Annotated in this window: 18 protein-coding genes; 17 read left to right on the top strand and 1 reads right to left on the bottom strand. The window is 44.1% G+C overall.

Going from position 1 to position 12,954, the window contains the following annotated elements; genetic code table 11:
• Positions 1-77 precede the first annotated feature (77 nt).
• The 11 genes from Q0230_RS19345 (at position 78) to Q0230_RS19295 (ending at position 6,431) form a co-directional block, all read left to right on the top strand.
• The gene (locus tag Q0230_RS19345) at positions 78-938 is read left to right on the top strand and encodes a DnaB-like helicase C-terminal domain-containing protein (RefSeq protein ID WP_298613469.1); all 861 of its coding nucleotides are present in this window, start codon (positions 78-80) and stop codon (positions 936-938) included.
• Positions 928-1,116 (top strand): hypothetical protein, encoded by a 189-nt coding sequence (locus Q0230_RS19340; protein ID WP_298613466.1) that lies wholly within the window; start codon positions 928-930, stop codon positions 1,114-1,116. Before Q0230_RS19345 ends, Q0230_RS19340 begins: the two co-directional genes overlap by 11 nt.
• Positions 1,117-1,261: 145 nt before the next feature.
• A complete protein-coding gene (locus tag Q0230_RS19335) occupies positions 1,262-1,522 on the top strand; it encodes a hypothetical protein (protein WP_298613463.1) in 261 nt (86 codons plus the stop codon).
• Positions 1,512-1,949, top strand: coding sequence for a macro domain-containing protein (locus Q0230_RS19330; RefSeq protein WP_298613460.1), 438 nt, complete (start codon positions 1,512-1,514; stop codon positions 1,947-1,949). Before Q0230_RS19335 ends, Q0230_RS19330 begins: the two co-directional genes overlap by 11 nt.
• Before the next feature lie 2 nt (positions 1,950-1,951).
• Complete coding sequence (locus Q0230_RS19325) at positions 1,952-2,287, top strand: hypothetical protein (RefSeq protein ID WP_298613458.1); 336 nt, start codon at positions 1,952-1,954, stop codon at positions 2,285-2,287.
• Complete coding sequence (locus tag Q0230_RS19320) at positions 2,280-2,567, top strand: hypothetical protein (protein ID WP_298613455.1); 288 nt, start codon at positions 2,280-2,282, stop codon at positions 2,565-2,567. Before Q0230_RS19325 ends, Q0230_RS19320 begins: the two co-directional genes overlap by 8 nt.
• Before the next feature lie 21 nt (positions 2,568-2,588).
• Positions 2,589-3,071 carry a hypothetical protein gene (locus Q0230_RS19315; RefSeq protein ID WP_298613452.1) on the top strand — a complete coding sequence of 161 codons (483 nt, stop codon included), beginning with the start codon at positions 2,589-2,591 and terminating at the stop codon, positions 3,069-3,071.
• The gene (locus Q0230_RS19310; protein WP_298613449.1) at positions 3,071-3,499 is read left to right on the top strand and encodes a DUF1064 domain-containing protein; all 429 of its coding nucleotides are present in this window, start codon (positions 3,071-3,073) and stop codon (positions 3,497-3,499) included. The genes Q0230_RS19315 and Q0230_RS19310 overlap by 1 nt, the downstream gene beginning before the upstream one ends.
• A 475-nt stretch (positions 3,500-3,974) precedes the next feature.
• Positions 3,975-4,454, top strand: a complete 480-nt coding sequence (locus Q0230_RS19305) for a cysteine peptidase family C39 domain-containing protein (protein WP_298613445.1) — start codon at positions 3,975-3,977, stop codon at positions 4,452-4,454.
• 115 nt (positions 4,455-4,569) lie between these two features.
• Positions 4,570-4,941 carry a DUF3307 domain-containing protein gene (locus tag Q0230_RS19300; protein ID WP_298613441.1) on the top strand — a complete coding sequence of 124 codons (372 nt, stop codon included), beginning with the start codon at positions 4,570-4,572 and terminating at the stop codon, positions 4,939-4,941.
• Positions 4,932-6,431: a hypothetical protein gene (locus tag Q0230_RS19295; RefSeq protein WP_298613438.1), complete on the top strand. Its 1,500-nt coding sequence runs from the start codon at positions 4,932-4,934 to the stop codon at positions 6,429-6,431. Before Q0230_RS19300 ends, Q0230_RS19295 begins: the two co-directional genes overlap by 10 nt.
• A gap of 340 nt (positions 6,432-6,771) precedes the next feature.
• On the opposite strand, the gene Q0230_RS19290 is transcribed toward Q0230_RS19295, so the two are convergent.
• Positions 6,772-7,053: a hypothetical protein gene (locus tag Q0230_RS19290; protein WP_298613435.1), complete on the bottom strand. Its 282-nt coding sequence runs from the start codon at positions 7,051-7,053 to the stop codon at positions 6,772-6,774.
• Between the two features lie 544 nt (positions 7,054-7,597).
• Here Q0230_RS19290 and Q0230_RS19285 point away from each other — a divergent pair.
• From Q0230_RS19285 to Q0230_RS19260, 6 genes are read left to right on the top strand one after another with little or no spacing between them, the layout of a single operon-like run.
• Positions 7,598-8,419 carry a hypothetical protein gene (locus Q0230_RS19285; protein ID WP_298613431.1) on the top strand — a complete coding sequence of 274 codons (822 nt, stop codon included), beginning with the start codon at positions 7,598-7,600 and terminating at the stop codon, positions 8,417-8,419.
• Entirely contained in the window at positions 8,416-9,969 is a 1,554-nt protein-coding gene (locus tag Q0230_RS19280) for a hypothetical protein (protein ID WP_298613428.1), read from the top strand. The genes Q0230_RS19285 and Q0230_RS19280 overlap by 4 nt, the downstream gene beginning before the upstream one ends.
• Positions 9,962-10,207: a hypothetical protein gene (locus Q0230_RS19275; RefSeq protein WP_298613425.1), complete on the top strand. Its 246-nt coding sequence runs from the start codon at positions 9,962-9,964 to the stop codon at positions 10,205-10,207. Before Q0230_RS19280 ends, Q0230_RS19275 begins: the two co-directional genes overlap by 8 nt.
• Positions 10,208-10,265: 58 nt before the next feature.
• Positions 10,266-12,221, top strand: coding sequence for a hypothetical protein (locus tag Q0230_RS19270; protein ID WP_298613422.1), 1,956 nt, complete (start codon positions 10,266-10,268; stop codon positions 12,219-12,221).
• Entirely contained in the window at positions 12,214-12,513 is a 300-nt protein-coding gene (locus Q0230_RS19265; RefSeq protein ID WP_298613420.1) for a hypothetical protein, read from the top strand. Before Q0230_RS19270 ends, Q0230_RS19265 begins: the two co-directional genes overlap by 8 nt.
• 11 nt (positions 12,514-12,524) lie before the next feature.
• Positions 12,525-12,941 (top strand): hypothetical protein, encoded by a 417-nt coding sequence (locus Q0230_RS19260; RefSeq protein ID WP_298613417.1) that lies wholly within the window; start codon positions 12,525-12,527, stop codon positions 12,939-12,941.
• Positions 12,942-12,954: the final 13 nt, after the last annotated feature.

Here is a 12,954-nt window from a genome sequence, read left to right as displayed (position 1 = left end):
CCGATAGCCTTATATCCCCTACCTAAAGGAAGGGGCTTTACGGCTTCTTTGGTAAGTGGTGTGATGTTGCTGGAGGCTTGAGTGAAATATTTGAAGATTTAGATCGCTATGCAGCTACAGGCATTGGTGGTCTATTGGGTATTAGCACTGGTCTTGTGGAGCTGGATCAAAAAATAGCAGGTCTTGAAAAAGCCAAGCTTTATTTGGTTGGTGGAAGACCTGGGATGGGGAAATCTACCTTGGCTTTTAACTTCGCCGCCGAAGCAGCAATTGTTGGAAAGAATGTCGCCGTATTTTCGCTCGAAATGCCGAAGAAGGATATTTTTAAGAAGCTGTGCTCCAGCTTGGGCAGTATTGATTATGGTCGATTACGCAACCAACAGCCTATGGAAGAGTTGGACTATCAAAAGCTCAGTGCGGTGACTAAAAAGTTAAAAGGAAAACTATTCAGTGTTGATGACACGGGTGGCATTTCACCAGCTTACATTCGTAACAAACTCAATCAGCTTACAGTAGATACAGGGCGACCTATTGATTTAGTCGTAATCGACTATGTGCAATTGATGAATCCAAGCTCAAGTAAAGCTATGGATGCCAATTCGCGGATTGCGGATATTGGTAAAGAGTTGATGCAGATTAAGAAAGAGTTTGATTGCCCTCTCGTACTACTTTCACAGCTGAATCGTGCCGTTGAACAGCGCCCGAATAAGCGTCCCATTAATGCAGATTTACGCGACTCAGGCAGTCTTGAACAAGATGCGGATGTGATTCTCTTTATTTATCGTGATGAAGTTTATGACGCTGAGTCAGCCGATAAAGGCATTGCTGAACTAATCATCGCAAAGCAACGAGCCGGTGAGCTAGGAACAATCAGGACGCGGTTTGAAGGACAGTACCAGCGATTTGCCAATTTTGATGGTGGCTACTATGGCACATAGTGACGCCTATATTGAACAGCGTATCAATCACTTTTCACACATGATTAAACTTTCAACATCGCTAAAAGAACAGCAGTTCGCTGTGATGAAAATGCTTGAATGGAAGGGAATGCGCTCTCCAGCAATGGTACAGCGGTTAGAGTTGGAACGTATGAATAAAGCAAGAGGAAGTGCATGAATCAAGAAATTATTCAATTCAATCGTGAGTTCGCTGTAGGGGTTGAGGTTAGCTTTACAGGTATTGATTACTCAAGCCATTGAATTGTCAGCGGCAGGTAATTTATCGAGCGAGTCAGAAAAAACCAGCTTTTGGAGTCAGCTAAATGATGAGCATTGATGCAGGCGATACAGTGAGGCATTTGCCGTCTGGTGAGGAATGGATAGTGGCGGCTCTATCCGTGGATGGCATGCATCTGTATGCCTGTGGATGGCCTGAAACGATGGCCAAGCTCAGTGATTGCGAGCTGATTGAGAAGGCCTCTACTGATCAGCGCATAGTTATTTTAACAGAAGCAGCTAAGTCGGGTGGTGCTAGAGCGCGAGCAGCCCAGTCTGCACTGGAGAGGGGTGGTTATGCCAATTGAGTATAGAGAGGGCTCATTATTCGAGTCGGGTGCGCAAGTCTTAGTTAATCCTGTCAATGCTATGGGGGTGATGGGGAAGGGTGTTGCTGTAGTTTTTAAAGGAAAATACCCAAAAATGTTTGAATCCTATCAGCGTGCCTGCCAGCAAAAGCAGCTATTTGCAGGTGATGTGCATACATATTTTGGCGAGCAGATTATATTTAACGCAGTAACCAAGCAACACTGGCGCGATCCATCAAAACTTATCTATGTAGATAGTTGCTTAAAAAGAATCAGTGAGATTATTGAGTATTCAGATATAGAAAGTATTGCAATCCCTGCACTTGGTTGTGGTCTTGGCAATCTTAATTGGCGTGATGTACAGCCTTTGATTGAAAGTAATTTATGTGAATCAAAAGCAACAGTCATTGCATTTTTGCCGAGGTAATCATGTTGTTATCTTTTAAGAACGGTGAGTTCTCTCTATCAGAAAAGCTACCTATTACTGCTGAAATGCGTGACTCCATTAAGAAAGCCGAAGCTCGTAAGGCTATTGCTGATACTCACTCAAATTTATTGCTAATCAGTACATTTAGTCAAGATCAAAATACCGCTATAACCGACTATGTGAAAGCGCAGTTAAAAGGTGAGTTAAAAGGCATGAATCTACCTGAAAAGCGCTCACTTAAGTTATTACTGAAGGCTAATAAAAATAACCGTGCCGCGATTGCTGGTTCGGCTTTTACCAATCACTACAACGAAGGATTTACCACAACTTATGAGTGATGAAAAAGACACAGCTAATGTGATTAGTATGGCTAAGCACACCAATAGTGCAAAGCATACCTCTGTTGTCGAAATGCTTAAGCAAGCTATTGATGACATTGAAAAAGGTGTTGATGGCTATCATCCCAATAAAGCGGTTTTGTTATTACTGGATGATAAGGATGGTGGATATGTGGACGGTTTTTATAATGCAGGTATGCGAACCTCAGAAATGGTCGGACTCACTAAAATTATGAGTGATCGATTTTCGCTTTCAATGGCGGGTCTTATTGAATTTTAATTACATAACTAAGGATTAATCATGCAAAAGACAAAAGGTAATTTGGCATTCGCTGAAAAGTATAAGTTAGTGCAATGGTTGGAGCAGAATCTAGCAAGTTTAGGTGGCCGAACGTATGAATCGATTGCTCAAGAGGCTACCAAGGCACTGGGTTATCATATTTCTGATAATGTTTTAGAGAATATTAATCGTGACGATGAGCTATCCCATGTGAAGTGGCGTACTTCACGTGCGGGTGCTGAGCCTCAACTACCTTATGAGCAATTATTAGAAGAGCATAAGCAACTAGCTGATCGTGTGCGTCAATTAGAAAGTAAACTCAGTGATTTACTTTCAGTGAAACGTCCATTTTTTGATCGGATTAATCCAAGTATTTATCTAGGCCCCTATAATCCATGGAATAGCCAAAGACTGGAAGTGACGTGTGCAGATCCAAGCATTAAGTCAATGTTTAAGGGTGATGAGCCCAATCATGCACAAGCTCCTGTTCTCAATCTACAGTAATGGCAAGATTCACTGAAGAGCAATTTAAAGCAATTGAAGGTGCAGCATGGCGGCAGTCGTCGGCTGCACTCAAGGTTCAGCATTCAGTGATTGCTCGTGAGGCTCTGTCAAAACCACGTCATAAGTTTAATGCAAAGAAAGTGGAATACGATGGCATTAAATTTGATTCCATCTTAGAGGGTGATTTTTACCTTCATCTAAAACTCCAGCAGCGAGCAGGTATTGTTTTATTTTTTTTAAGGCAAGTGCCTATTCATTTACCAGGCGGGACTAAGTTAGTGGTGGATTTTCAAGTGTTCTATACCGACGGGTCTTGCCGATTCTTTGATACCAAGGGCGTAGAAACGCCTGAGTTTTTAATTAAAAAGCGTGAGATTGAGCATCACTATCCATTTGAAATTGAAGTTATAAAACGTGGTGATTTTTAACTAGAGGCTATCCATTAAATGCACTTCATTAGACCGGACTTAAACCCTTGTTACACTGATGCTCATCATCGCTGGTGGGCGCGAGCAGTCTTTAATGTATTCGCTGTCTTGAACAAGGGTGCGCATCATTGTTTCTGTTGTAGCTTTTACCGGGGTGCAGTTGTATTAGGTCTGCCAATCGGCCTTATGATTGGTTATTTACTAGGTAGTTAAAAATGAGTACATGCGGCGGCTGTAACGGAAATTTCACAACGACTCAAGCCAATACACCAGTGAAACAAGAAGCTCCAAAACCACAAAGTCAAACACAGCCAGCTAGGCCAAATCCATCAGCTGGTGGCCATCCTCCAATGCGGCCTGTATTTCCTCCTCTGAATAAGACTCGTTAAAGAGCCTAACTTCCATAAAAGCCACCTAGCCAGTGGCTTTTTTCATTAATGGGATAATTGCAGTGATTAATTAACTGGATAGTCCCATGTTCAACTACATCTGCACAGTACTAATTGCAGTTGTTTTAACAGCCTGTGTATCACAACAGCAAGCTAAGCAGCTAGAGCCTAATTATGTGGCCCAGGGTCTCAATGTGACTGAGTGTGGCCCCGCATCCGCTGCGATGTTAGTTAATTTCGCGGGCGGTAAATCCTCTGTCGCTGAAGCGAGAAAACTCACTAAGCACGCTGGTCTTTGGACACTTGACGATATTGAGCATCATCTCGCTAACAAGTCTATTCCTTTCAAAGTGTTGACTGGGTTCAGTATTGCCGAAGCGTTACAGGATAAAGCAGCGGTCGCTGCACTCACTAACATTGGAATCGCTAATCACTTTGTAGTTGCTTATGAGCTGCGTGGTGGATTGGTGCGAGTTGCCGATCCACTGTTTGGCATGAGATGGGATAGTGTGCGGTCGTTTGACCAAAGAGCCACACCTATTTTTATTAAAGTTGAGCGGAAATGAACGGCTTGCTACTTGCCATTGTTTACATCGCTGCATTGATGCTAGTGAGTGGCTGTAGTCATTTGACAGTGCATGTGCACGTTGCACTGACTGAGAAAGTGGAGTTTAAAAACTAATGGAACAGATACTACTTCACTTAATCGGTGACTATGTTACTCAGACAAACAAGATGGCCATGCTTAAAACGTCTAGTTGGTTGTGGGCAGGTCTTCATGGTCTAGTTTATTCGCTGCCATTTTTGATGATTGGATCAGTCTCGGCAGTCTTAGTCATTGGTTTAACGCATGTGCTGATTGATCATTATCGACTGGCCCGCTTTGTTGTTTTTGCCAAGAATTGGATTACTGAGCCGCATCTAAAATGGAGCGATTGCAGTCGCACAGGGTATCCAAATGCCACACCTGACTGGATGGCAGTTTGGCTTTTAATTATTGCTGATAACGTGATGCATCTGGTTATTAACTACGGGGCGCTGCGATGGCTATAGAGATTAAGCAGCAACCCAACCAAGTCGGCCAATGGCTTTATGTCATTGAGCGTAAAGAGACAGGTCTTGTGCTGGATCACTTAGTTATTGAAGGGATAGCTGATGATAGCAGCGTCGATGCTTGGAACGCTCAAGTAGCTAATGGCATTTTGATTCTAGCGGATAACGTTACCCTCAATAACGTCCAGCTTAGTCGGTTGCATGTAGGGATTGAGGTGCGTGGCCATAACTGTCGATTACTGAATGTAGAGGCTCGCTTGATCTCAGGCGATGTGATTCAGGGAAATGGATTTAGTCCATGGACTAAGTGCTTGGTCAGTCGTGATTTGCTCAAAACGCTCTCTGACGATGAGTACCATCCCGATGTTATTCAATGGCGGGGTAATGCGGATAACGGTGTGATTGAGCAGGTAGAAGTCATTGAGTCCACTCATCCACTCGCGCGCAAAAATTACCAAGGCTTGATGTTCAGTGATGGGGTGTTTCAAAACTGGGTGATTAAGGATGTTCATTTACCTGGCTGTCACCCTGAACATGCAGTGACTTTTTCAGAAGCGCACCAGTGCCACGTCGAACGCTTGACAGGTGGTGGTGCTGTTCGGTTTCGTAATTTAAACGGTGTCGATAGTACAGGCTGTACGGCTGTAGATATTGATGGACAGGTAGAAGGTATTGAAATGATTGATGTGTATAACGCAGCGGAAAAATTAGGGTTAAAGCCTGAAGAAATGACAGTCGGGATTCTTTATAACAATCCCTGTGCTATCAAAAAGTACGACGACTGGCAAGGTGAGGTAAGCCCCAAAGACATGCCCGATTGGATGCGTAAAAGTGCGGCACGTCGTTCGGATCTATTGAAGTTTGCACAGCCAGAATATGGGATGCGTGCTGCTATTCATCTGTTGTTGATGTATCAACAAAAACATTCATTGAATACAGTGCGGAAGATGATTAATCGTTGGGCGCCTTATGGCGGGGAGTCAGCTGATAATACTAAAGATCAAACCTCTGCCTATGTGTCTCATGTTGCTAATCGGATGCGCGTTGATGCTGATGAGACGGTCGCTGTCAAAGATTATCACGTCGCTAAAGCTATGCTAATGGCGATGATTGAGTTCGAGAATGGATGGCTCATGCCATATTCTGATCAGCAAATTGATACGGCTCTAATGATGTCTGGTCTGCGGATGCCTCAAGAAATGCAGATTCAACCGAAGCCTAAAATGCAGTCTAAAGAGCGCCGGGGTTCGGTCGCTATTGGGGTGGGTGGAGCAGGTGCAGCTGCAACGACTGTAGGTGCGACCGTAGGCATGACGAATCAAGATTTGGTTGCTAAAGCTTCAGATACAGTAGTTACAGTTGCACAATCAGGTACAGATTGGCTGACACTATTGGTAGTGGCAAATACAGTTTGCTTGGTGTTAATTATGCTAGGTGCTTTCTGGTGGTGGAAAGGGCGTGAGCTAGCTGGTGATTTGCTACAACGTTGACCGTATAGGTGAGGTATTAGCAATGACTACCCAGGACGTCACTAACATGCTAACAACAAAAATAGGATTGCTATCAGTAGCCATGTTTACATCATTTCAGGGGTTTTTTACGCTACTGAGTAGTGAGCCGGTGCGTTCATCATTGGGTGTGGTATCACTATTGGTGGGTATTGCCGTGGGTATAGTTACAATTTGGAAAACAATCAGGGACGAGCGCCGGAAACAGATTGAGCACGAGCGGCGTATTAATAGCCGCTCTGACACGGAATAGGTTTAGGCCTTTCTGGTAACGTAATAATAAATAGCAATCGCCACTATAAGGATAAACAAGGGCGCAAGGTCAGCCATTGATCTGAACCTCGGCGCGCCAGTTTTCACAGCTAATCTTTATATCTAGCGCTTTATTAACAATGGTATAAAGGACAGAGTAGGGGATCTGACCGTTGCCCGATACCCATTGTCCTATTTTTTTGCGGTCAATATCTGCAAGTGCAGCTAGTTTTGAGCCTTTACTCTCTTCGATATTCAAAGCAGGGACTATTACTTTAAATAGTAAGTATTCCAGCTCCTGTGGACTAGGCGGTTTATAATTCGAGGTATCGGGGCTATAAGTTGGTTTCATAGTTTCCTAAAGTTGCCCCACCTGGGAGGCGTTGCTGATGGGTTTAATATTAGTTAATGAGGCCTCAATTTGTCAAGGGGTAAATAGCAAAAAAAATTATTTTTTATTTTCTTCACTTTGCTTGACATGAGTCGATAGCTTGAGCTATTCGCGCAATGTACCCGCACCCGCGTATCACCCACGCTCACGCAAGACGCGCACCCGCACCCGCAAGCCTGCACACCCTCACGCATAGGCGCATGGATCACACGCCCGCACGTTGGGTTTTTTAATATCTATGATAAAATTATTTATGATATGTTTATTGATTAAACCGATTATTAACTAAATAATAATAGCTTTCTTAAATGTTAGTGTTCTTTAACTTAATATAATGTTTTATTAATTTAAGTTAATATTTTATCTATATAAATCAATAACTTAGGTTAGATATAGGTTAATACCCCCTTTGGGAGAATCCAAAAAATCTACCGAGGGTTGTGATCTCCATATAACGTCTAACATATCTCTCGCATAAGGGCCTTATTAACAAAAGAATATAGGTATGTTCCAAGGTCAAGTATTAACACCATCGGGTTGGTGTACCCCGGTCGTGGGGAAAGAGATTGCTTGTATGGGGGGTAGTCAAAGAGTCATTTGGCAGAAAATTGAAAAAGTGGAAAAGGCTGAAGTTGACCTGGTAACAGTGCGTAGTAACTATCTAAGCTATGCTATTTCACGGGATCATCGTATCAAAGTTCACAAAGCCTCACCCCTAAACCCACTGGTCGATATAACGGGTGATGATATTTATAAAGCCACGCATCGCAAAGAAAACAGATTGCGGCTTCATCATGTAACCCATGCCTACCCTGAGCAAGTAAGCTGCAATCCCCTTTCAGCGATTCAAGCATTTGCCTTAGAGCATCTGGATCATGAATGTCTAAGTGCTATCCCTGAAGAAAATCTATCTATTTTTAGACGTTACTTAGACTTTCGCTTGGTATACCCACAAGCCTATTTGTTGACACAGCGAGTCAGTGATTGCTATCGGATGTGTCATAAAGCAGCACTGGCTTTAATTGTTTTGCTCTTTCCTCGGATGCGCGCCCATGATGGTTTGAAGAAACCAAAACCTAATACGCTATCTCGTTGCTACCAGACAAACGCGGTGGATATTCTACAAACAGCCTGTTTTTTTTCGGGCATCACCTCCGTCTTGGTCGATAACAAGGTGAAGCTCTATCTTCATACGAAGCGAGGGCGATTACCGTTTAAGCCGGAGTTAACAAGAGCCAGTCGAATAACCGTAGAGCAAGGCTCTGCGTTTGGTATTGATGTGGCGCACCCATTGGTACGGCATGAAGGTAAAATAGTGGTTTTATGAATATTAAATTTGCATCGCTGCCCCCTATTTCTAAGTCATTTTTCATGGATTTGCATAGCCGGATCTGTGCGATAGGTGGCCCCATTGGTACGGGCAAAACGTTTGTGCAGGCATTGCGCATCTTATTTAAAGCAACTCATATTATTCCGGGGCCGGATGGTGTTCGGCGCTCCAGCTTTATTATTGTGCGTAAACGCTATGGTGACTTAGAGCAATCGGTAGTCCCTGCTTTCCAGAAGATTGCAGGGGCTGCGTTTGATTTGAGTGGTCGTAAGTCGCCATTGTACGGAAAAATTTACTTTACTGATAAACGCGGAAAGGTGGAGTGTGATCTGTGGCTATATGCGTTTGAGACCGTAGCCGATGCACAGAAGATTCGCTCCCTAGCTTTTACGGATGGTGCGATTATTGAAGCACAAGAACTGGATAGCCCTATCATTGTAAAAGAGGTATTTAAGCGACTAGGGCGCTACCCCGCTCCCGCTAATGCCGATGAGCTAGATGACTTTGAAAACAATCCCATGATTACTTATCAACTGCCCAATGGTACGTCGGTACAAGGCAAACAACTTACACTGGATTATAACTACACGAATACCACGCATTGGCTTAAGAAATACTTAGTAGATGAGAATAAGGCCAACTCAAAAGGTATTAAACGCAGAACACTCTATGAGCAGCCGCCAACGCATATTTGGATGCCGGGTGCTCGGCTGGATGGGAGTATCCAAGGGGTTGAAGGTCGTTATCACGGTGAGGAAGGTGTCTTCATGCGTAATCCTGATGCGCTTCATTACATCAAGCACAATGGTTGGTCCTACTGGGAAGATATTCTTTTAGAATCAATGGGTGATGATGCGCTAATTCAGCAGGATATTTTGGCGGGATGGGGTGACCATATTAATGGCAAACCCGTTTATCCTAAGTTCTCGCGTAAGCGTCATGTGGCGGCTAATGATTTAAAATATATACCTGGCCGACCCGTTTATGTGGGCGTTGATAATGGTTTTAATAATGCATGGATTTTTACACAGCAGGATCATAGCGGGCGCGTGTTGGTCATTGATGAAATTGTGAATGTAGGGACTGATGCTAAGTCGATTAAAGCTGCACTAAAAGACGATATTAATCCGTATATAAACTTACATATACCCTTGCATACGGTCATATTTATTGCGGACCAAGCTTTTTGGAACGGCGAGGGTGGCGAAGGTAAGAAGCAAATTGAAGTCCTAACGAATGAGGGGCTGACTGTTGAGAAAAGTCATTTTAAATTCACAACACCGATGCGCGATATTGTGGATACGGCGATTGCCACAGAGCAGCTTTTAGTATCACCGCGCTGCAATCGTCTGATTGATGCTTTAGCGGGTGGCTTTCATTACCCCTTGATTCGCTCAACAGGTCAATTTAGTGAAGAGCCTAATCAAAAAAGTGAGCACTCGCACCCGGTCAATGCGGCTGAGTTTGCTATCTCGCGTTTAATCAAGGCTACACCGCGCAAGCGCACGCAAGGTAATCGAGTGAAGAGGGAGTTTAGTTATGTCTAATCCTGTACTAAGAAAAATTCATGCCCATAAAGCTACACTTGTTAAGTGGATAGATAAGCAGGGTAATAAATCAATGGGTACTTGGTTCGGTTCAAGTGATTCATTACGTCGATTTGTAGCCACTAACAATGAAGGTGTTCTCTCAGACTACTTTGTAGTTGAGTCCTGTGAAACAGATGAGGAAATACTGAGTGCTATTGATGATAATCAAGTCTTAGCTTGGGGCTGGATTACTTAATCCTGTCCATAAAAACCTATAAAACTAGAGCCTGCTTTGATCTTGTCACAATGCAGGTATGACAGAGCTAGCAAACTACCTAAAATCCATTCTTGTCGATGACATGATTGCTCATAAAAACTCCACGGTCACTGATCGTTTGGAGTGGTGCAAGATTGTGTCTAAGCGAGGTCTAACCGGATGCACTCAACCTGAGCAGTTTGAAAAAGAACTGGGTAAGGCAGGGCTTACGGTTATACCACGCAAAGTAGATGACCTTTATTCTTGGCTCATCGATATGATGATCAATGCGTTTGATGATCTATTTCGTATTGAACCGACTGCACGCCCTGATCTCTCTGAAGCCACTAAAGAAAAAGCAGCCAAAGCTATTTTAGCGACCGTTAAAACCATTGCTGAGCAGCGGGCTAATGCTGCTATTCAACAGGTGATGGGTGAGTACGCACAGATTGGCGTTAAGGTGACGCCAGAACAGGCGCTTTCACTCGCAGATAACCGAGGCGCCAAGCTTCGCCCGGATGAAAAAGAACTACGTGAGGTTGTTCTTTCCATGAAAGGGGTGGCGCGTGAATACGAAACACAAGAGGCCATTAAGGGCGCGAAAGAACTTTCACTGCTGATTAAGGATTTTCTGCAAGAAACCAAGTCACTGAATGAGTTAAAGGACTTTTTGCACGACTACTGCATTTACCCGTTCGCCGTGTTAGAGGGTAATTTCTTAAGGTCTATCAATAAGCGCGTGTGGAAGAAAAATAAGTTAGTCCGTGAGCGCAAATTGATTCCTTCACTCGCGCGCATTTCGCCCTACGATTTCTTTTGGACACGCGACTCTACGGATACTCAAGATGGGATGGGTATCGCTGTGCGCAAGGCTATGCGCCGTTTTGATATTCAAGAACTATCTAGGCGCGATGATTTTGATAAAGAGGCTATTAAAGATCTTCTAGCCGATAAAGAGGTTAGTGCAAGAGAGTGGCTAGTTGTTCAAGAAAAAACAGAGGATATTTCTTTTTGGTCGCGTCGGCCCAACGAAACCATTGATGTGTTTCGTATGTTTATTGTGATCTCAGGGGAATACCTGAAAGATTACAAGAAGAAGTTCAAAAACCTAGACACTGAAAAGCAATACCAGCTCGAAGTTTACTTAGCAGATAAGTACATCTTGGGGATGTGGCTGCATGATGCGGATTATGTACGCCCTTTCTGGAAAGAAGTGTATGAGCCTGTGCCTTCAGAGTTCTGCGGTAACTCGCTCCCTGAGAATTTAGCTGTGGTGAATGCAGCAGCACGGCGCGGTTTTATTCATCTACTGCGCAATATGGGTAAGTCAACCAATCCCTCTGTGTTCGTTAATCGAGAGATGATTGATTACGACTCGCTGGAAGAGCAGGAAGTTATCCTCCCCGATAACCAGTACGATTTTATTGCATCGATTGGCTCGACAGGCAAGCCCGTCGATATGCTCAACTTTCCTAACTATACCAATCAGATTCTAACCTTCATGGAGTATCTGGATACTCGCGCTGATATTGAGTCTGGGATTCCGAAGTATGCCTTGGGCCAAGCTTCAGGACTGCCTTCTGCTTTACGCTCCACCGCATCGCTCACACTGATGATTGATTCTGCCATGAAGACCATCAAGAGCCGCGTTTATCGCGTGGGTATTGGTGTCATTGCCCCTGCAATTCAAGACATTGTGGATTGGGTTATGGATAACTGGAATGAGGATTTTGTCAAAGTCGACGCCGAGGTTTATGTACGAGGACTAGAAGGTATTGTTACCAAGTCCTTGGTCATCGGAAAAATTCAAGAATTACTGCAATACCTCGCGCCCTTTGTGCAGTCAGGCACAGTTGATCCAGCGGTGATTAGCTCATTGGTTAATCGCTTCATGCTAGAGGCCGGGATGGATGATATGGATTTCCATAAAAGCCAGCTTGAAATAGGCAGTGCGATGGGTCAGTTACAATCAACACCAGTTACCGCTTCTCAAGGACAACAGGCAAATGGGTGAGTTTCTTTTCAAAGCCGAGTGCGAGACACAACTTTGTCTTGAAAGCGGTGATGGGTTTTATCAGATTCAGCGTAAAACGGCAGATGGCAGCTATGTGCCTTTCACACTAAATGGCGAAACATTGCAGGTCAATGGGCGTAGCAATCGCTGCGTGCTTATTCCATTCAAAGGTGATTACCGAATCACTTGGAAAGATCCCGTTAACTGTGCATCTAGTGCGCCACCCGTCTTTAAAGTATCTGACTGCTGCGAGCCTTTAGAGGATCGCGGTCTTCAGTCCAGTTGGCAATAAAGGAAAGTCTCATGTCTCAATGTTTAAATAATGCAGCCGTCATTGGTTGTTATAGCGATGGTACTAATGCTCCAGTCAGTGTGGTCATCCATTACAGTTATGACAACGAAGGTCAGCCAGCCGTCCATATTACTGATTTAGCCGGTGCAGTCGTTGCAGGTGCAACTTTGGCGAATACTTCGGTAGGTCAATGCGCCATGATTCCGCCTGATGTGGAATGGGAAGAATTATGCGATGTGCAAGCCAATGGCTCTAGCACCCCGTTTATGCGTCGTACCATTACCACTTTTGACGGCCTTGGCGTTCCTACCGTAGCGGTCGCTGATTTTGCTTTAGATCAAGTGACCACTTATACCTTGACTGGCACAGCGGGTTCTTGCCCAACGTGTGCAGAACTGCCTGCTCGTGGTTTACAAACTGCTTGGTAAGTTTAATGAAGGG

It is taken from the genome of uncultured Thiothrix sp., assembly GCF_937876535.1.
In the GTDB taxonomy this organism is placed as follows: Bacteria; Pseudomonadota; Gammaproteobacteria; order Thiotrichales; family Thiotrichaceae; genus Thiolinea.
This window is presented reverse-complemented; position numbering and strand designations above follow the sequence as displayed.